The 20,314-nt window shown below is 32.6% G+C and carries 20 protein-coding genes and 1 riboswitch; of the genes, 6 read left to right on the top strand and 14 right to left on the bottom strand.

From position 1 onward, the window contains the following. Positions 1–90: 90 nt before the first annotated feature. Entirely contained in the window at positions 91–861 is a 771-nt protein-coding gene (locus tag C8N26_RS06465; protein ID WP_120186531.1) for an MBL fold metallo-hydrolase, read from the top strand. Positions 862–969: 108 nt separating this feature from the next. Here C8N26_RS06465 and C8N26_RS06460 read toward each other — a convergent pair whose 3' ends face one another. Continuing rightward, on the bottom strand, positions 970–1,692 hold the full coding sequence (locus C8N26_RS06460) for a hypothetical protein (RefSeq protein WP_120186530.1): 723 nt from the start codon (positions 1,690–1,692) through the stop codon (positions 970–972). A gap of 398 nt (positions 1,693–2,090) precedes the next feature. Here C8N26_RS06460 and hglS point away from each other — a divergent pair, with 398 nt between their 5' ends. The 4 genes from hglS to C8N26_RS06440 all read left to right on the top strand — a co-directional run bounded on the left by hglS (position 2,091) and on the right by C8N26_RS06440 (position 7,630). Beyond that, positions 2,091–3,512, top strand: coding sequence for a 2-oxoadipate dioxygenase/decarboxylase HglS (gene hglS / locus C8N26_RS06455; RefSeq protein ID WP_120186529.1), 1,422 nt, complete (start codon positions 2,091–2,093; stop codon positions 3,510–3,512). Between the two features lie 126 nt (positions 3,513–3,638). Next, positions 3,639–4,097 carry an Lrp/AsnC family transcriptional regulator gene (locus C8N26_RS06450; protein WP_028890773.1) on the top strand — a complete coding sequence of 153 codons (459 nt, stop codon included), beginning with the start codon at positions 3,639–3,641 and terminating at the stop codon, positions 4,095–4,097. A 102-nt stretch (positions 4,098–4,199) separates the two neighbouring features. Further along, the gene (locus C8N26_RS06445; RefSeq protein ID WP_120186528.1) at positions 4,200–7,112 is read left to right on the top strand and encodes an FAD-binding and (Fe-S)-binding domain-containing protein; all 2,913 of its coding nucleotides are present in this window, start codon (positions 4,200–4,202) and stop codon (positions 7,110–7,112) included. Positions 7,113–7,174: 62 nt separating this feature from the next. Beyond that, a complete protein-coding gene (locus C8N26_RS06440) occupies positions 7,175–7,630 on the top strand; it encodes a hypothetical protein (protein ID WP_120186527.1) in 456 nt (151 codons plus the stop codon). Positions 7,631–7,733: 103 nt separating this feature from the next. Here the strand turns inward: C8N26_RS06440 and ctlX are convergent, their stop codons facing one another. After that, positions 7,734–8,669 (bottom strand): citrulline utilization hydrolase CtlX, encoded by a 936-nt coding sequence (gene ctlX, locus C8N26_RS06435; RefSeq protein ID WP_120186526.1) that lies wholly within the window; start codon positions 8,667–8,669, stop codon positions 7,734–7,736. Positions 8,670–8,776: 107 nt separating this feature from the next. On the opposite strand from ctlX, the gene C8N26_RS06430 reads away from it, so the two are divergent. Next, complete coding sequence (locus tag C8N26_RS06430; protein WP_120186525.1) at positions 8,777–9,241, top strand: copper resistance protein NlpE; 465 nt, start codon at positions 8,777–8,779, stop codon at positions 9,239–9,241. Positions 9,242–9,295: 54 nt separating this feature from the next. On the opposite strand, the gene moeB is transcribed toward C8N26_RS06430, so the two are convergent. The 12 genes from moeB to C8N26_RS06370 form a co-directional block, all read right to left on the bottom strand. Beyond that, positions 9,296–10,348: a HesA/MoeB/ThiF family protein gene (gene moeB / locus C8N26_RS06425; protein ID WP_120186524.1), complete on the bottom strand. Its 1,053-nt coding sequence runs from the start codon at positions 10,346–10,348 to the stop codon at positions 9,296–9,298. A 48-nt stretch (positions 10,349–10,396) separates the two neighbouring features. Then, positions 10,397–10,750: a four helix bundle protein gene (locus C8N26_RS06420; protein ID WP_120186523.1), complete on the bottom strand. Its 354-nt coding sequence runs from the start codon at positions 10,748–10,750 to the stop codon at positions 10,397–10,399. 70 nt (positions 10,751–10,820) lie between these two features. Beyond that, entirely contained in the window at positions 10,821–11,930 is a 1,110-nt protein-coding gene (thiH, locus tag C8N26_RS06415) for a 2-iminoacetate synthase ThiH (RefSeq protein WP_120186522.1), read from the bottom strand. A 22-nt stretch (positions 11,931–11,952) separates the two neighbouring features. Then, a complete protein-coding gene (locus C8N26_RS06410; RefSeq protein ID WP_120186521.1) occupies positions 11,953–12,723 on the bottom strand; it encodes a thiazole synthase in 771 nt (256 codons plus the stop codon). A 5-nt stretch (positions 12,724–12,728) separates the two neighbouring features. After that, the gene (gene thiE, locus C8N26_RS06405) at positions 12,729–13,379 is read right to left on the bottom strand and encodes a thiamine phosphate synthase (protein ID WP_120186520.1); all 651 of its coding nucleotides are present in this window, start codon (positions 13,377–13,379) and stop codon (positions 12,729–12,731) included. Continuing rightward, positions 13,376–14,131, bottom strand: a complete 756-nt coding sequence (locus C8N26_RS06400; protein ID WP_120186519.1) for a hydroxymethylpyrimidine/phosphomethylpyrimidine kinase — start codon at positions 14,129–14,131, stop codon at positions 13,376–13,378. Before C8N26_RS06400 ends, thiE begins: the two co-directional genes overlap by 4 nt. Then, positions 14,132–14,731, bottom strand: a complete 600-nt coding sequence (locus C8N26_RS06395; protein ID WP_120186518.1) for a thiamine phosphate synthase — start codon at positions 14,729–14,731, stop codon at positions 14,132–14,134. Between the two features lie 73 nt (positions 14,732–14,804). Beyond that, on the bottom strand, positions 14,805–16,664 hold the full coding sequence (thiC, locus tag C8N26_RS06390; RefSeq protein ID WP_028890760.1) for a phosphomethylpyrimidine synthase ThiC: 1,860 nt from the start codon (positions 16,662–16,664) through the stop codon (positions 14,805–14,807). 46 nt (positions 16,665–16,710) lie between these two features. Then, entirely contained in the window at positions 16,711–16,914 is a 204-nt protein-coding gene (thiS, locus tag C8N26_RS06385; RefSeq protein WP_120186517.1) for a sulfur carrier protein ThiS, read from the bottom strand. 71 nt (positions 16,915–16,985) lie between these two features. Further along, a riboswitch (TPP riboswitch) is annotated at positions 16,986–17,080 on the bottom strand. Between the two features lie 95 nt (positions 17,081–17,175). Continuing rightward, on the bottom strand, positions 17,176–18,129 hold the full coding sequence (locus tag C8N26_RS06380; protein WP_245962530.1) for an arginase: 954 nt from the start codon (positions 18,127–18,129) through the stop codon (positions 17,176–17,178). 61 nt (positions 18,130–18,190) lie between these two features. Continuing rightward, on the bottom strand, positions 18,191–19,477 hold the full coding sequence (locus C8N26_RS06375; RefSeq protein ID WP_028890757.1) for a citrate synthase: 1,287 nt from the start codon (positions 19,475–19,477) through the stop codon (positions 18,191–18,193). Between the two features lie 163 nt (positions 19,478–19,640). Further along, positions 19,641–20,294, bottom strand: coding sequence for a hypothetical protein (locus C8N26_RS06370; protein WP_147418486.1), 654 nt, complete (start codon positions 20,292–20,294; stop codon positions 19,641–19,643). Positions 20,295–20,314: the final 20 nt, after the last annotated feature.

Genomic DNA, 20,314 nt, shown 5'->3' with positions numbered 1-20,314 from the left:
TAGTAAAAAGTGGTTTACCTTATGATGCAAATTATAAAAGTACTTTGGTTTAAAAAAGTATAAAATTTACTTGTTTTTTACCTCAGTTCTTTGTTACATATACACCAAATAAGAAACGCTACTATAATTATTGAAACTGAAAAAGACGTTATTCTTGTTGATCCAATGCTCGGTAACCAAGGAATTATGCCTCCATTTACTCTCTTTAGACATAAAGCTAGAAAAAACCCAACTGTTCCACTTCCCCAAAAAACACACGCACTACTAAAAAAAGTAACTCATTGCTTAATAACTCATCAACATCCAGATCATATAGATAATGCTGGTGTAGAGTTTTTAATCAAAAATAACATTCCTGTTACCTCTAGTGTAAAGGATGAGAAGGCTTTTAAAAAGAGAGGGCTAAATGTTGTTCAAAGTTTAAAATACTGGGAAAAACAACCATTCTTAGGAGGAGAAATAGAAGGTATTCCTGCAAAACATGGTTACGGATTTGTAGCTAAACTTATGGGAAATGTACTTGGTTTTCACATAAAATTACCAAATCAAAAATCTATTTATTTAAGTTCTGATACTATATACACAAATGCTGTTCATAAAGTTTTAGAAGAATACAAACCTGAAATTAATGTATTAGCTAGTGGCGCTGCTCAATTTGATTTATTTAAAAACCTGATCATGAACACAGATGACATTATCAAATTTGTTAAAAACTCTCCTGGCTTAGTTATAGCAAATCACATGGAGGCTATAAATCACTGCCCTTTAACCCGAAAAAAACTAAAAGAAATATTAATTCTAAACAACCTAGAAAAAAAAGTTGCTATCCCAAAAGATGGAGAACAAATAACCATAAAGTAAAAAGCATATCGTTTTTTTTTGTTTTACCTAAAAAAAACTTTTTAAACCATAAAAAAAACCTGTGAAAATTATTTTCACAGGTTTTTTATAAAGAATTAACTTCATTAATTAGTCATCTAATAACTCTGCTACAGCTTTAAGTTTTTCTTTTAATTGATCAGCTAAATCTTTGTTTCCATCTAGGTCTTCTGGACTAATTTCAATAGTACCATCTTCATTACCATCAATAGCTAAAGATAAATCTACTTGACTTAACATAGCATTCAAATCAAAATTAATAGTAACATCTGTTAAACTCTCAGAAACTACAATATCAGTCACTGCATTTTCAAAATCTACTTCAATTTCTTCTTCAAAGTCGTGCCAAAAGATAAAAGGAATAGCATTTATAGTACCTTTAATAACAACAGTTTTGTTAAACATATCGCTAGATGCATCTGTATTTTTATCAAATTCAAACTCAATTTCTTCGTAACTAGCCTTTGGTAACTCTAAAGAAGTAATATTTGTTGTTCCAGTTAACAAATCTAACTCAAACGGTCCTCTTAATTCAATTTCATCATCAGAATCTATAAAGTTATCATTCGTAGTTTCGTAGTAGCTATCATCAAACTCTAATTCAATTTCTGAGATATTTAGTTTAAATTCAGAAATAGTAACTTCAGCATTATTTACAGTTCTTGCAGCAGTTTTACTTTGACTAAATGTATTAGTTGAAGACGCTTTAATTCTTAAATTTTCACTAGTTCCTTCATCGCTAGTACAAGAAGCTCCTAATAACATTAATGAGGTTGCGCTTAATAGTAATACTGTTCTTTGTAATGTTTTCATGATTTTATTTATTTTGTTTATATCCTTAAGACAACCCTATCTTTAAATTACCTACCCTTAAAATTTATTTTTTCAAAATAAAAACATTAACATCCTGACAATAAATATATTACAAAGTTAATTTTAACAAAAAAAATATAATTAAAAAACAAAACTTATAGTTATCAACACATAATTGAAGCGAAAAAGCGTTGAATTGTTTGGCTAAGACTTATAATTAGAACAAAGTCAAATTGACTTTTAAAAACACTTTTTTAGTAAAAATTATTTTTTTGATTAAAAAAAACATCTCTAAAGAATTAAATTAACCCAAAATAAATATTAATAAAACAAAATTTACTTTTATACGGAGTGAAAAAAATTAAATTCATTTAATTTGCTGCAAATTTTAATAAACTATGTCCTCAAAAAATAAACTAGAATATACAGCTGAAGAATTTGTTTCTCCAGAATACATTCGTAACCGCTTTTCTAAAATTATGTCTGATATGTATAAGAAAGAGGTACCTCTTTATGGTGAGCTTCTTGATTTGGTTCATGGCATAAATGAAAATGTTCTTTCAGAGTCTAAAGAAATTGAAGAACAGTTAGCACATACTGGTGAATTAACTCGATTAAATATGGAACGCCACGGAGCAATTCGTTTAGGTAAACCCTACGAGTTATTTACGATGAGGCGTTTGTTTAAAGTAATGGGAATGTATTCTGTTGGATATTATGATTTAGCTCCAGCTGGTGTTCCTGTTCACTCTACGGCGTTTAGAGCTATTGAAAGCACCGCTCTTAATCAAGCTCCATTTAGAGTTTTTACCTCTTTATTACGTATAGATTTAATTGATGATGCTCAGCTTCGCAACAATGTTGAAACTATTTTAGAAAAACGTCAAATTTTTACAGAAAAAGTTTTACAACTCATTGATAAATCCGAAAAAGAAGGAGGTTTAAATAAAGAAGATGCTGAAACCTTTGTTCAAGAAGCATTAGAAACTTTTCGTTGGCACGATACTGCTACTGTAGATTATGAAATGTACGAAGCTTTACTAAATCAACACAGATTAATTGCTGATGTAGTTGCTTTCAAAGGACCTCACATCAACCATCTAACCCCTAGAACTTTAGACATAGACAAGGTACAAGTAAGTATGGAGGATCGTAATATTCCACCAAAAGACAATATAGAAGGACCTCCTGCAAGAAAATGCCCTATTTTACTACGTCAAACAAGTTTTAAGGCATTGACCGAAAAAGTAACTTTTAAAAACAATGTTGAAAAAGAAGAAATAGGCGAACATAAAGCTCGTTTTGGTGAGATTGAACAACGTGGTGCAGCATTAACTCAAAAAGGACTTGACTTGTATCATGAACTGTTAGGTAAAACACGTAAAGCTATTGGTGGATCACCAACTGCCGAAAACGCTTCAGAATACAATGAATTATTAGCAGAAAATTTTAAAGTTTTCCCTGATAACTATGAAGATTTACGTTCTGAAGAATTAGCTTATTTCCATTATTTTACTACTGATAAAGTAAAAACTTTATCTAAAGATAAAGTGTACACTAAAGTAGATGTAAACCAATTATTAGAGGATGGTTATTTAAGCATTGAACCTATGGTTTACGAAGATTTCTTACCTGTAAGTGCAGCAGGAATTTTTGCTTCAAACTTAGGAACAGATGATGCTAAGCGTGAATATGAAGGTACTTCTAATCAAGATTTATTTGAAAAAGATTTAGGTGAACCTGTTTATCAGTTAACAAAATGGTATGAAGATATGCAAGATGAAAGCATACAAAACTGCTTGGCAGAAATAAATGCTTAATCATAAAATCAAATATTTTAAAAAAGTGTGTAGCCGTATATTTGCATTATCGGCTACACTTTTTTCGTTAAAAACGATTGTTTATCTTGTAGCTTATATTAAGTTTATTCTAACAAAATTATTCTTTTGGAAAATCAATTTGATTATATAGACAAACAAATACTTTCAAAATTACGTTTAGACGCTCGTAAAGCCTATTCACAAATTGCGGAAGAATTAAAAGTTTCCAACTCCTTAATTCATCAGCGCATTAAAAAGCTAACCGCTGAAGGTGTTATTAAAAATGCTGAGTTTGTTTTAGAAGAAAAGAACTTAGGTTATAAAACCAAATCATACACAGGTATTCGTTTACGTGAAGCGCGTTTTGCCAAAGATGTAATGCGCGAATTGGAAAAAATCCCTGAAATAACTGAATGTAATTTTGTGTCAGGAAACTACGCCATTTTCATCTTGATTTACGCAAAAGACAATCAGCATTTACAAAAAATACTCTATGATAAAGTGCATTTAATAAACGGAGTAGCAGGTACCGATACTTTTATTTGTTTCGATACCTGTTTTAAAAGAAATATTCCTATAGAGTAAACACTAATTAAGCACTTTTACAAAATTTAATTATAGACATTTGTAACAGTAAAATTATACTTTACGCAATCAATAAAATAACCATTTTAGGTGATTTAAATAATGATACAAACAACACAACTACAAGTCTTAGAAAAATCGTTAACAGGAGAATTGTTTTTTGACGATTTGCATAAAAACATTTATGCTACTGACGCTTCAGTGTACCGTAAAATTCCTTTAGCGGTAGCCTATCCTAAGAACACAAAAGATATTCAGCTATTAATTGATTTTGCTACGAAAAACAATATCACTTTGATTCCTCGTACCGCAGGAACTTCTTTAGCAGGGCAATGTGTTGGAGACGGAATTGTAGTTGACGTATCTAAACATTTTACCAATGTGTTGGCTTTTGATGAAATTAACAAAACAATTACCGTTGAACCAGGGATTATTCGTGACGATTTAAACCGATTTTTAAAACCTTTCGGGTTATTTTTTGGTCCGAATACCTCAACCTCTAACCGTTGTATGATTGGTGGAATGGTTGGTAATAATTCCTCTGGAAGTACTTCTATCCGTTACGGTGTTACTCGCGACAAAGTTATTGCCATTAAAGGATTGTTGAGTGATGGTAGTGAAGTAACTTTTTCTAAAATAACTTCGGCAGAATTCAATCAGAAGAAAATAGAAAACTCTTTAGAAGGAAACATCTATCGAGCAATCTATACTGACCTTGTTTCAGAAGCTGCTCAACAAGAAATTAAAAAAGAATTCCCAAAAGAAAGTATTCATCGAAGAAATACAGGATATGCTGTTGATGAATTTTTATCATCTGATATGTTTGGAGGTACTGAGCCAACTATCAATCCTGCAAAATTCTTATCAGGAAGTGAAGGAACATTGGTGTTTTCAACTGCAATTACTATTCAGTTAGACAACTTACCTCCTACGCAAAGTATTATGGTTTGTCCACATTTTACCAGTATTAATGAAAGTTTAAAAGCTACAGTAACTGCCATGAATCACAAATTATATGCTTGTGAATTGATGGACAAGGTTATTTTAGATTGTACCAAGAACAACCGAGAACAAGCCAAAAATCGTTTCTTTTTACAAGGAGATCCAGAAGCTGTCTTGATGTTAGAAGTATCCGCTGATACGATTGAAGAAGCTGAAGTGTTAGCTGATAAACTAATTGAAGATTTAAAAACGAATAACTTCGGATATCATTATCCAAAAGTATACGGAAACGATATTGCTAAAGTGCATGAGTTACGTAAAGCTGGTTTAGGATTGTTAGGAAATATTGTAGGTGATATGAAAGCGGTTGCTTGTATTGAAGATACCGCAGTAGCACTTGAAGATTTACCTGAATATATTGAGGAGTTTACCCAGATAATGGATAAATACCAACAAAACGCTGTGTATTATGCCCATGCAGGAGCAGGTGAATTGCACTTGCGCCCTATTCTAAACTTAAAGAAATCTGCAGATGTTACTTTATTTAGAAAGATAACTACTGAAACTGCTGAGTTGGTAAAAAAATACCAAGGGTCGTTTAGTGGTGAACATGGTGATGGTATTGTACGTGCAGAGTTTATTCCATTGATGATTGGTGATAAAAACTATCAATTATTAAGACGAATTAAAAAAGCATTCGACCCTAATAATGTATTCAACAAAGGAAAAATTACAGATGCTTTTCCGATGGATCAAAGTTTACGTTATGAAATTGACAGAAACGAACCTGTTATTGAAACCATTCAAGATTTTTCGGATAGCGAAGGCATTTTAAAACTAGCTGAAAAATGTAACGGTTCAGGTGACTGTCGTAAATCTCCTGAAGCTGGTGGAACACTTTGCCCTAGTTATCGAGCAACTCGAAACGAAAAAGAGACCACACGTGCTAGAGCTAATACCTTACGTGAAGTTTTAACAAATAACGCTGCTAAAAACAAATTCGATTCTAAAGAATTAAAAGAAATTCTCGACCTATGTTTAAGCTGTAAAGCTTGTGCTAGTGAATGTCCGAGTAATGTAGATATTGCTTCTATGAAAGCAGAGTTTTTATATCAATATCAAGAAACAAACGGGTATTCTTTCCGCAGTAAATTGTTTGCTAACAATGCTAAATACAACAGGCTAGGAAGTAAATTTCCTGCATTAACCAACTTTTTTACCAATACAACTTTAGCTAAAAAAGTAATGGGAATTGCCACTGAGCGTTCAGTTCCTAAATTAGCTACACAAACTTTTGAAAGCTGGATACATAGTAAAAATGTCACTTTAAATAGAACTGAAAATACTTTAAAAAAGATTTACCTATTTAATGATGAGTTTACCAACTATTACGATGCTGAAATAGGAAAAGATGCCGTAGTGGTATTAGAAAAGCTAGGATACGAAGTAAAAACTGTTAATCACGAAGAAAGTGGACGTAGTTATATTTCAAAAGGATTTTTAAAAGAAGCTAAAGAGATTGCGAATAAAAATGTAGCTATTTTCAAAAACTTAATTTCTGAAGAAACACCACTTATCGGACTTGAACCTTCAGCTATTTTAACGTTTAGAGACGAGTATATTCGTTTAGCAGATGACAAAACTTCCGCAGAACAAATTGCCAAAAATGTTTTTACTATTGAAGAATTTTTAGCCGCTGAACATACCAAAGGGAATATTGATACTAACCTCTTTACTAAAGAGATTAAAACATTGAAAATTCACGGGCACTGTCATCAAAAAGCTTTATCAAGCACCCATGCTTCTTTTTCAATATTAAACATTCCTGAGAATTATAAAGTTACCATTATGAACACAGGTTGTTGTGGAATGGCGGGGTCTTTTGGGTATGAAAAAGAGCATTATAAAGTAAGCATGCAAGTAGGTGAAGATACCTTATTCCCTAAAGTTAGAAACTGTTCAAACGATACCGAAATTGTGGCTGCTGGTACAAGTTGTCGTCATCAAATTTATGATGGAACCAAACGTATAGCAAAACACCCAGTAACAATTTTAAGAGAAGCTTTACTGTAAAACATTGATTTTCATCCGATTATTTTGTACTTTTAAGACTACTAAATCTTAAAAAGTATATTATGGCGAGCAATAGAATTATATTCAGTAATGCTTTGCTAATTTTTGCAGGTATTGCTGGTTACTTTTTAGTTATGAAAATTTTTGGGTTAGAGGATGTTGCTGAACTGCGTTTTTTAAACTTTGCATTTGTTTTGTATGGTATTAACAGGGCTATTAAAACAAACATTATTAAAAATCATGAGTCAGTATACTTCAGCAATTTTTTATTGGGAATAGGAACTTCTATTGTTGCTGTAGCATTAACTATTGTAAGTTTGATTATTTATGTAGACTTTATTGACCCAAGCTTTATGAATGTTCTTGAAAAATCTTCTTTTTGGGGACAAAAATTAAGTTTACCTCTAGTTGTATTTGCACTAGCAATTGAAGGAATTGCCTCTTCGGTAATTTGTTCATTTATCTTAATGCAGTACTACAAAAACTATAAAGTTCCGAATAATAACATGATTGTTTAATCACAGGGCAGTAGCCAAGGGTTTTATTCCATAAGGTCTTTGCCTCTAAAAACTTAAAATAGTTTTCTTTAAATATCTGGAAGGTTTATCCCGAAGTAACCGATTAGTTTTTTGGTAAAAACACCTCAGCCATCATGCAGCGAGCACTTCCACCTCCACAGGTTTCAATAGTTTGTAATGAACTGTGTACTATTTTTGTGTGTTTTTCTAACGTTTTTAATTGCTGATTTGTCAACGATTCGTAGGCAGAGGTACTCATTATTAAATAACGTTCGTTATTATTTCCTCTAACTTGTAACATGTTTCCTGCAAATTGAGTTACTTGTGCTTCAGAAATAGTAATCACCTCTTTTTTATCTGATTTCAAATGTTTTAAAAGATTTTTCTTTTCTTTTTTATCGTCTATCGAATCTAAACACACTACCGCAAAACTTTCTGCTACACACATCATTACATTGGTATGATAAATTGCTTCTCTTTTACCATCTACCGTTTGGTTTGCTGTAAAAATTACAGGGGTATATTCAAAATCTTCACAAAACTCAATAAACAGTTCTTCATCTGCACGTGGTGATAAGGCACAATAGGCTTTTCTATTGTATCTATCTAAAATCATACTCCCAGTTCCTTCTAAGAAAATCCCTTCTTCTTCCGCTTCAGAGTAGTCTACAACATTTTCTATTACAAAGCCTTTTTCTTCCAATACCTCTAACACATCTTCTCTTCGCTCTAAACGGCGATTTTCTGCAAACATTGGATAAATAGCAACATCTCCATTCTCATGGAAAGAAATCCAGTTGTTAGGAAACAACGCATCAGGAGTGTCCGGTTCTTTGGTATCTTCAATAACCACAACTTCTACTCCAACGGATTGAAGTTTATGCACAAAAGCATCAAATTCTTCTTGAGCTTTCGCATTAATTGATGCAGGCAACATTCCTGACAATTTCTGCTGGTAATAATTATTTACTGCTGTTTGCTCATTCGTCCTAAAACTTGCAGGACGAACCATTACTATCGTATTCGTTGTTTGTTGCATACTGCGAAGGTAACAGATTTTAATATTATTTTATGCTATTTTCTTATATTCAAAAGTAATTTATGGCATAATAACTGCTAGTAAAAGCTTTATTAAAACTGTTTAAAATGAATAGAAAATTAATTAAAAAATCGGCTGCTATTTTAGCCATGACTTTGTTAGTATTTTTCTCTTGTAAAAACCAAAGCAATAGTAATACAGAAAAAAGAGTTGAGCAGCAACCTAAACAAGAGTTTATTGATGAACATAATGCTAAAAACTCTTTAGATTGGGTTGGAACCTATGAAGGAACTCTACCTTGTGCTAGCTGTCCTGGAATTAATACTATACTTAAATTAAACACTGATTTAACGTTTGAACTGACTGAAGTATATTTAGGCGAAGAGCATAATAGCTTTGTTGAAAAAGGAAGTTTTTCATGGGACAAAAAAGGAACAAACATCACTTTAAACATTCCTGATAGAACCCCTCAGTACAAGTGTATTGAAGGTGCTTTAATTGCATTAGATACTGAAGAAAAAGTAATTGAAGGTGAACTTTCTAAATTCTATATTCTTTCTAAAACAATGTAAGAACACCTTATTTTATAATAAAACATCAGCTTAATAATTAAGCTGATGTTTTATTTATTTTAAACCTCCTTTTAAGTTTAAAAACGCGATTGTATTATAATGTTCTTCAAGAAATTCAATAGCTCGTTGGCTTCGTACTCCTGATTTACAATAAACCACTACAGGTTTGTCTGTTGCTATTTCTTTGTACCGTTGGGCAAGCTCACCTAACGGAATATGTTGTCCGCCTATATGATATTGTTCTCGCTCCCAATCTTCCCGAACATCTAATAAATTATATGCTGACTGATTGTTTTGTAGTTCCTCCAAAGTTATTTCGTGTGTGGCTGATTTAATTCCGCAAAAGAATTCATAATCTTTATCTAACTCATTAACCTCAGCTTTATCAGTCTTTTCAAATTTCAAGAGCATTTGACGCATGCTTAAGGTATCATACATCAATAGTTTGTTCGCTAACACTTCTCCTATTCCACAAATGATTTTAATGGTTTCATTAGCTTGTAAAGCTCCTATAATTCCGGGTAACACCCCTATTACTCCAATTTCTGAACAATTAGGTGATTCTTCTGGTTTGGGTGGAGTTGGATATAAACATCGATACGTAGCACTTCCTTGATAATTGAACACACTTACTTGTCCTTCAAATTTAAAAATGGCTCCATATACTAATGCTTTTTGAGTGAGTACCGCTGCATCATTGGCTAAATAACGAGTGGCAAAATTATCGCTCCCATCTACAATTACATCATATTTTTCAAATAAAGAAATGGCGTTCTGATTGGTTAATTTCTCTTGATAGACATGAAACTGAACAAACGGATTTAATTTTGATAGCCTATTTGCCGCTGTTTGCGCTTTTGACTTTCCTATATCATCTATCGTATATAAAACCTGACGCTGTAAATTACTTTGATCTACTACATCATCATCTATAATTCCAATCTTTCCGATACCAGCTGCTGTTAAATATTGTAGTACAGGACAACCCAGTCCACCTGCTCCTATTACTAATACCTTGGCTTGTTTTAGTTTTAGTTGCCCTTCTTCTCCTATTTTATCGAGAATTAAATGACGATTGTATTGTTTTTGTTCTTTCTTGGTTAGCATTTGGTTATTAGCTATTCGCTTTTGGCTATTAGTATTTATTTTACAACTTTATTTTCTTAACCTTGAGTGTAATACATTCAACATTTTTCTTATTGAAATTATTTCTTTATTCAAACCCTCAAAGTTTTCATATGACAAATAATTCAGTTCACTAGCAAACTCTAAAAGGTATTCAACTTCAGCTGACGAACCTGATGCTATATTAACAAAATGCGCAAATTCTTTTTCTGTATTTCTACTAACTCCTTCAACAATATTAGTTGGGACTGATAATGAAGCTCTTCTTAATTGTGAGGTTATTCCATATATTTCTTCTTTAGGAAAGCCTTTAGTTAACTCGTACACTTTTAATGCTAGCTCATGTGATTTTTTCCACACTTCAAACTTTCGATAATTTCTCATAGCTTTTTTATTTGTTTTTCAATCTTAATCATTACCTCAAAAAACCAAGTGCTAACAGCTAAAAGCCAATCTACCCAAACTGCTCCCAATCTTTCCAAACTACTTCTAATCCTTGACCTTTTAACATTGCTACAATTTCTTCGGTACTTCGTTCGTCTGAAATTTCAAATTGTTCTAACGACTGAGGTTCAACGCTATATCCCCCTGGGTTTGTTTTAGATTCTGCACTCATTGAGGTAGCCCCTAAATTAACAATATTATTTCTAAAAACTTCACTTTCTCGGGTCGACATAGACAATTCTACATCTTCATCTAGCATTCTAAATGCACAGATTAATTGTACCAAATCTGCATCTGTCATTTCTACCTTGGGTTCCAATCCACCAGAATGTGGTCTTAATCGTGGAAATGAAATTGAATACTTCGTTTTCCAGTAGGTTTTCTGCATATATTTTAAATGCAATGCGGTAAAAAAGCTATCTGCACGCCAGTCTTCCAATCCGAATAAAGCACCTAAACCAACTTTATGAATTCCTGCTTTACCAAGTCTATCAGGAGTTTCCAAACGATACTCAAAATTTGATTTTTTTCCCTTCGGATGATGCTTTTTATATTCCTCCTGATGGTAGGTTTCTTGATATACCAATACTGCATATAATCCGCTTTCAATCAACAATTCGTATTCGTCCTGATCTAAAGGTTGCACTTCTATGGTAATATTTGAAAATTGAGAACGAATCAATTCAATTGCATTTTTAATATAATCGACTCCAACTGTTCTATTGGCTTCACCTGTTACTAATAAAATATGATCGTACCCTTTCGCTTTTAAAAAAGCAACTTCTTTCAGTATTTCAGCATCGGTTAAAGTTCTCCTCGGAATTTTGTTTGTAAAACTGAATCCGCAATAGGTACATATATTCTGACATTCGTTACTCAAATACATCGGAGCATACATTTGAATGGTATTTCCAAAGCGCTTTTTAGTCAACATACGACTTTTTTGAGCCATCTGTTCTAAAAAAGGTTTTGCTGCAGGTGAAATGAGCGCTTTAAAATCTTCCAAATCAAGTTTATTCTTTGATAAAGCATTTTCTACATCTGCAGCTGTTTTATTAAAAATGCTTTGCAACATATCATCCCAATTGTATTGATTGAATACTGTTTTGAAATTACTCATAATATATTGTTAGTTTTATTAGCTAACTTAAAAAACTCGTTAACGGACTACTTGCTTCTGCTTGTGTTCTTACAGGTGCTAGTTTTGCTTCGTACGCCATTCTTCCTGCTTCTACTGCCTTTTTAAAAGCTTGTGCCATAGCTACTGGATTTTGTGAGACGGCAATAGCGGTATTTACCAAAACAGCATCGGCACCTAATTCCATAGCATACGCTGCATGAGAAGGCGCTCCAATACCTGCATCTACTACTACTGGAACATTTGATTGCTCAATAATAATTTCTAAAAACTCCAACGTTTTTAATCCTTTGTTACTTCCAATGGGAGCTCCTAAAGGCATCACACATTGCGTTCCTACTTCTTCTAATCGTTTGCATAAAACTGGGTCAGCATGTATATAAGGCATTACCACAAATCCTTTTTTTACTAACTCTTCTGCTGCTTTTAAAGTTTCAATAGGATCAGGTAATAAATACCTCGGATCTGGATGTATTTCTAACTTCACCCAATTTGTTTCCAAAGCTTCTCTAGATAACTCTGCGGCAAAAACAGCTTCCTTTGCAGTTCTTACTCCTGAGGTATTCGGTAATAAGTTAATTCGAGAATGATTTAAATGTGATAAAATATCATCTTCTTTATCTTGAACATCTACTCTTTTTAAGGCAACTGTTATTAGTTCACTTTCTGAAGCTAACAAAGCTTCTCTCATTAATTCAGAAGAACTGAATTTTCCTGTTCCTGTAAATAATCGAGAGGTAAATATTTTATCGGCTATCGTTAATTTTGTGTTCATTTTTACTATTTGTTATCACCTAACTTATACACTTGTTCGTTGGTGCTAGGTGCTTTTAATATTTTATGAAATGTAGAAATCGAGTTAAAATTTTGAGTAATCGCTCCTGACACAGCAATACCAAACACTCCTGTATTTATAATTTCAGGTACATTTTCTATAGTAATTCCCCCAATAGCTATGATGGGAGTAGTTGTATTTAACGCTTCTAAAATTACTTGATATCCGACAGCTCCTAAAACTGGACTCAAATTCTTTTTAGTTTCTGTAAATTGAAAAGGCCCCAAACCAATATAATCTACTTTTTTCTCTAATAGAATTTTACAATCTTCTAAAGTATTAGCAGTCCCACCAATGGAATACCATTTCCCTAAATACTCACGAGCTTTTAACGGACATGTATCGGTTTTCCCTAAATGAACTCCATCTGCATTGACTTCTTTAGCTACTTTGTAGTAATCGTTTATAATTAACCGTGTTTGAAAGTGACTCGTAATTTCTCTCGCTTTTTGTGCTGTTTCTAAAACAGTTTTCGGATCCAGATTCTTTAATCGAAGTTGTACCCACTCTACTCCAGAAGCGCAAGCCCTTTGAATATTTTCTAAATGTTCTTCTGGAGTTTTCCCTTGAGTTATATAATGTAATTTACTTATCATTTATAGTTATGCTCTCCTAAGAGCGTTTTATTAGAATTTAAAAATTGTTCTGTATACCATTTCGCATGTATACATGCATCTTCTAAAGAAAGTTCTTTTGCTATGTTTGAAGCTAAAGCAGAAGACAACACACAACCACTTCCGTGTTTTTCAAAAACGGATGTAGCTTTCGGTGGAATATTCAACTGTACTATCTTATTGTGATATACTTCATCCCATCCTTTTTTGTCTTCTCTGTGTCCACCTTTTAAATAAACATTAGTCTTTTCTGAAATAAACTCAATGGTTTCTTCAATCGATTTATTAGAAAACAAAGCTTTGATTTCATCATAATTTGGAGTGATAAAATCACAATGTTGCAATACTTCTTCAAACACTTTTATATTCTTTTCAGAATGAAAAGCAAATCCAGCACTTGCTTTTAAAATAGGGTCTACTACTATTTTTATGGATGGATTATGTTTTTTTAGAACCTGAACAATTTCTAGTAATATTTTCCAAGACTGGATGATTCCTATTTTTACTACTGATATCTTAAAGCGTTCAAATAGAGATGTAATTTGGTTGATGATTACTTCTTTTTCAATCCAAACACATTCTTTAAAGTCCACATCATTTTGGACTGTAACTGCTGTACATACCGAAAGTCCATATAAACCATGTGCTTCAAATGTTTTAATATCAGAAGTCAATCCTGCTCCTCCCGACGGGTCATGACCTGCAATCGTTAATATGTATGTCTTATTTTTCAATTATGAATTATGAATTTCGTAATGACGTTTTATATTTTTAAAACTTTCAACAGGTTTTTCTACATTCCAAACTCCACCTAAAACTCCTATTCCTTGAAAACCTAATGCTAACGTTTTTTCAATGGTATCGGTATTGATTCCTCCCATTCCTATAATCGTTTTATCTATATTATTTACATCAAAACCTCTTCCTTCATAACCTTTCTTTGAAATAGATGAAAAAACAGGGCTCAATAAGTGATAATCAAATTCAATATCACAATTTTCTAATGCCGAAGGCTCATGAAAGGAACTACTCATTGTTTTTCCTATCATATCTAACCCGATAAAATATTCATTTCCATTATCTAAAGCATCAATTCTTTTTTGTTCTTGAAAATGAATGCCTTTTAAATTGAATTCATTGATGAGCTCATGAAAATAATGAGTGACTATTCTATCATGATATTTTTCATCTATCTGATTTAAATATGCCACATGCTCTTCATAATTCTTGTCAGGTTTTCTGAAATGATAATATTCCAATCCTTCTTCAAATAATTGCTGAAGAATTTCAATTTCATTCGGGATGTCTTTTTCTGGAGCTATTAGAATAATCATATAATCGGTTTTAAATTATGAATTACGAATTTAAAAATTGTCAACTCGTAATTCATAATTCTATGTTCAGAATTTATAGGTATACTTCTGATCCTTTATCTTTAAATTCTTTAGACTTTTCCTCCATTCCTTTTGCAAACACTTCATCTCCTTCTACTTTATTCTCAGCTGCAAAATCACGTACTTCTTGTGATATTTTCATAGAACAAAATTTTGGTCCACACATCGAGCAAAAGTGTGCAATTTTAGCTCCCTCAGCAGGTAAGGTTTCATCATGATATTCTCTTGCTAATTCTGGATCCAATCCTAAATTGAATTGATCTTCCCAACGGAATTCAAAACGTGCTTTACTTAAAGCATCATCTCTGTGTTGCGCTCCTGGGTGTCCTTTTGCTAAATCAGCTGCATGAGCTGCTAATTTATAAGTAACCACTCCTGTACGTACATCTTCTTTATTTGGTAACCCTAAATGTTCTTTTGGTGTAACATAACACAACATAGCACAACCAAACCATCCAATCATCGCTGCTCCAATACCTGAGGTAATATGATCGTATCCTGGTGCAATATCCGTAGTTAAAGGTCCTAAGGTATAAAACGGAGCTTCATCACAAGCTTCCAATTGTTTATCCATATTCGCTTTAATCATGTGCATCGGCACGTGACCAGGCCCTTCAATAAAACATTGTACTTCATGTTTACGTGCTATTTTTGTTAACTCCCCTAAGGTTTCTAATTCAGCGAACTGCGCTTCGTCATTTGCATCTGCAATTGAGCCAGGACGTAAACCATCTCCTAATGAAAAAGCTACATCATAAGCTTTCATAATTTCACAAATCTCTTCAAAATGTGTGTATAAAAAGCTCTCTTTATGATGTGCTAAACACCATTTTGCCATGATAGATCCTCCTCTTGATACAATTCCTGTAATACGTTTTGCTGTCATAGGTACATAACGCAAACGAACTCCTGCATGAATCGTAAAGTAATCTACTCCTTGCTCTGCTTGTTCTATTAATGTATCTCTAAATATTTCCCAAGTTAAATCTTCAGCAACTCCATTTACTTTTTCTAAGGCTTGATAAATAGGTACAGTTCCTACTGGTACAGGTGAATTACGGATAATCCATTCACGAGTTTCATGAATATTTTTTCCTGTAGATAAATCCATGATATTATCTGCTCCCCAACGACATGCCCAAACCGCTTTTTCTACTTCTTCTTCTATTGATGAGGTGGTAGCTGAATTACCAATATTCGCATTTATCTTTACCAAGAAATTACGTCCTAAAATCATAGGTTCTGCTTCTGGGTGGTTTATATTCGAAGGAATTACCGCACGTCCTCTTGCTACTTCTTCTCTAACAAATTCGGGTGTAATTTTTGCAGGAATACTCGCTCCGAAATCTTGTCCTGGATGTTGCTCTGACAAACGTGTCATTTCATCTATTCGTTGATTTTCACGAATGGCAATGTATTCCATTTCTGGAGTAATGATTCCTTTTTTTGCATAATGTAACTGTGTTACGTTATGTCCTTTTTTAGCTCTTTTGGGTTTACTTTTTAAGTTAAAACGTAAGTGATCTAAGCTTTTATCATTTAACCGTTCGTTGCAATACTCCGAAGTAAATTCATTAAGCTCTTCTACATCACCTCTATCTAAAATCCACTGTTCACGAATACGCTCTAATCCATTATGAATATTAATTTCTTTTGTTGGATCTGTATATGGCCCAGAAGTATCATACACTGTTACGGGTTCGTTTGGTGTTCTTTTTTTAGTCATCGAATCCACAGTGTCGCTTAATTCAATTTCACGCATTGCTACTTTTATCTGCGGGTGGATTTTTCCTTGAACATATATTTTTTTTGAATTCGGAAACGGTTGCCTTGTTACACCATCTTGTTTTGGTGCTGTATCTTTTTTCTTCATTTTAGGGTTGTTTGTTTATTCTTGTGAATTTTGTTTGCTGAAAATATTAACCTCCTTGTGTAGATTTAATGATTAAAATATTATCATTATTTTGGAGCATACGTGAAGTCCACTCTTCCTTTTTCACTACGTTACTATTAACTGCAATAGCAATACCATTCGTTTTAACTTTTAGCTCATTAACTAAATCTTGTAATGAAAGTGTTCTAGAAAATTCTTTTTGAGTGTCGTTTACTTTTAAGGTTATCATATAAAACTTATTTTAAAGTAAACTGTAGAAGAAGTTCAGAATCGTTTCTTTAAAAGAAAAACGACACTGAATAAAATGTTACAACTTTTCCCTACGCTGGTGTTAACCATATCAGGTTCTAAGGATGTTTCTCAAACTAGCGAACTAGCTACTCCTAAAGTTTACTGAAGCAAATATAAGTGTTTATTTTTCTAAACTACCTTTGTAAAATAAAAAAGCGAGTATGTACATACTCGCTTTTTTATTTTGTTTTATATTTTTTTATAAAGTCTTTACTTTTTTAGTTACTTCTTCAAGTACTTCAAAAGCAGTTTCAGCCATTTTATTTCCTTTGAAATCTAATAACGGATTTACTTCAACAAATTCTACACAAGCTACTTTTTTACTTGCTAATAATCCATTGATAATATTAATGATTTCATATTGATCAAATCCTTTAGGCACAGGTGTTCCTGTTCCATAAGAAATCATATCACAATCCATTGAATCTACATCAAACGACACATAAATAACATCACAATTAGAAAGTTTATCTAAAGCTTCGTTTACACAAACATCTAATCCTCGATAACGGACTTCAGCAACCATATAGTTTTTAATACCATATTTTTCCATTTGTTTGTCTTCTGGCTCTTCTGTATCACGAACCCCAAAGAAAACGATGTCTTCTGGTAAAACTTTTTGTCCTGGAGTACCTATGTTTTTCATACGTTCCCATAACTCTGATGTTTCTCTGTCAACATCATTAATTTGACAATCTAAATTATCATCTGAAATTGCAGCAGACAAAGGCATACCGTGAATATTCCCAGATGGCGATGTATAAGGTGAATGCAAATCCCCATGAGCATCAATCCAAACCACACCTACTCTTTGTGTTGGGTAAGCTGCCTTAACACCACTAATGGTTCCTAATGCTGAAGAATGATCTCCTGACAATACAATTGGAAATTTCCCTTCTTGTAAGTTAACTTTCACATGGTTACTTAAACGTTTACATTGATTAAAAACGCTATCAATTCGCTTAGCAAACGAGTTGTTTACTTTATTGTAAATTGATTCGTTTTCAGTAATAACGTCTTCAAAATCATGCGAATCAAAATAATTACTTTTTTTATTTATCGCTGCTATTTCAATAGCATCAACTCCCATATCAGAACCGCGAGTTCCAGCTCCAATATCCGATCTATTTTTGATAATTTTAATTTCTTTCATCATCAATTATATTAAATAAAAAAATGTCATTTAAATTATTAAATGACACTTTTTTCATGTTTTATCTTTTGTCTATTTCTACGAACTCCCTTAAATTCTCTCCAACATATACTTGACGTGGACGACCGATTGGCTCTTTGCGTAAACGCATTTCTCTCCATTGAGCAATCCATCCTGGTAAACGTCCTAAAGCAAACATTACAGTAAACATTTCTACTGGAATTCCCATCGCACGGTAGATAATACCTGAGTAGAAATCTACGTTAGGGTATAATTTTCTATCAACAAAGTATTGATCTTCTAAAGCTTCTCTTTCTAAACCTTTAGCTACGTCTAAAATTGGATCTTCAACTCCTAAATCTCCTAATACTTCGTCTGCAGCCTTCTTAATAATCTTTGCTCTTGGATCAAAGTTTTTATATACACGGTGTCCGAATCCCATTAAACGGAAAGGATCTTCTTTATCTTTTGCTTTACCCATGTACTTTTTAGTATCTCCTCCATCTTCTTTGATAGCTTCTAACATTTCAAGCACTGCTTGGTTTGCTCCACCATGTAAAGGTCCCCATAAAGCAGAAATACCTGCTGATAATGATGCAAATAACCCTGCATGAGAAGATCCTACGATACGTACTGTTGAAGTTGAACAGTTTTGCTCGTGGTCTGCGTGTAAGATTAATAACTTATCTAAAGCATTAATCATAATTGGGTTTAAATCATACTCATCATTCGGCTTTTGGAACATCATTGTTAAGATATTTTCTACATATCCTAATTTACGAGAGCCATAGTGTAATGGTAGCCCTTGTTTTTTACGTAATGTCCAAGCTACTAAAACAGGGAATTTACCCATAATTTTAACGATAGCCTTGTACATATCTTCTTCTGAATCAACATTTACAGAAGACGGATTAAAAGCTGTTAAAGCTGATGTTAACGAAGATAACACTCCCATTGGGTGTGCATTTTTAGGAAAAGCATCAATGATTTTCTTAATATCATCATCTACAATAGCTTCATCTAATATATCTGCATAAAACTTATCTAATTGCTCTTTTGTTGGTAACTCACCAAAAATTAATAAGTAAGCCACTTCTAAAAAGTCTGCCTTTTCAGCTAATTCTTCAATAGAGTATCCTCTATATCTTAAAATTCCTTGTTCACCATCTAAAAATGTTATAGCACTTTGGCATGAACCTGTATTTTTATACCCAGGATCAATGGTAATAACACCGTCCGTGGCTCCTCTTAAGGCTTTAATATCAATTGCAGTTTCATTCTCTGTCCCCTTTACTAAAGGAAACTCATACGTTTTTTCGCCAATTTGTAATTTTGCTATATCTGACATTTTAAATTTCTTAAATTTTAATGATTGAAGTGAGTTGCGAATATACCATTTTTTGAATTATTTTAAAAGACTCAACAAATAGATTTTTGATATAAATACATAACTTTTTTTTATTAAAAATCTATTTCAAAATGAGCTATTTTATTCTCTATAAATAAAACATTTAAAACTGTAAGCCAATTCCAAAGCCGTAACCTGATCGAAAAACAATATCGCTTGGTATTTCAGTACCTAAAAGAGGCTTTTTTAGCGCATAAGAATCATTGTCCCAAAAAATACTGAAGACAACTCTAAAATCATCAAAATCTGTTAACTCCTTTATAGGAAATTGTAAGCCTACTCGAATATTTCCTTCTCCTGCCTCGTTTTTTACATTATTTGAAACACCAATACTTCTTGCGGTCATTAAATACAGATTGACACCCTCATAATTTTTAAAATAATATCGAAAACTTGCTCCTAATTTTAGCCCTGTAATACTTCCTTGCGATTGATGTTGAATTCCTGCCACGGCTCCAAAAGTTAATTTCTTTAAAATAGGATAGTTTATATTGTAAAATAATTCGAATGATAAACGTCTTTTTAATTCTTGTGCTGAAAAATACTCATCAGTACTAAAGCTATATTTTATTTCACTTGGAAGAGATGTTCCAAACTCTATCGTTTGAATAAGTTTTGGAGATAACTCATTTGAGTTCTTTTCATCTTTAGCAATTTCTTTTCCTGTTTGTACAGCATCATAAATACTTATTTGAGCATTTGAAAAGACACTAATAAATAGCATTATTAGCAGCAATGCAAACATTTTATTCTTCATAAAAGCAATTTTAATAGGTT

The organism is Tenacibaculum lutimaris, assembly GCF_003610735.1.
Lineage (GTDB): Bacteria > Bacteroidota > Bacteroidia > Flavobacteriales > Flavobacteriaceae > Polaribacter > Polaribacter lutimaris.
The sequence above is the reverse complement of the archived record's forward strand: the minus strand, read 5'-3'. Positions and strand labels throughout refer to the sequence as shown.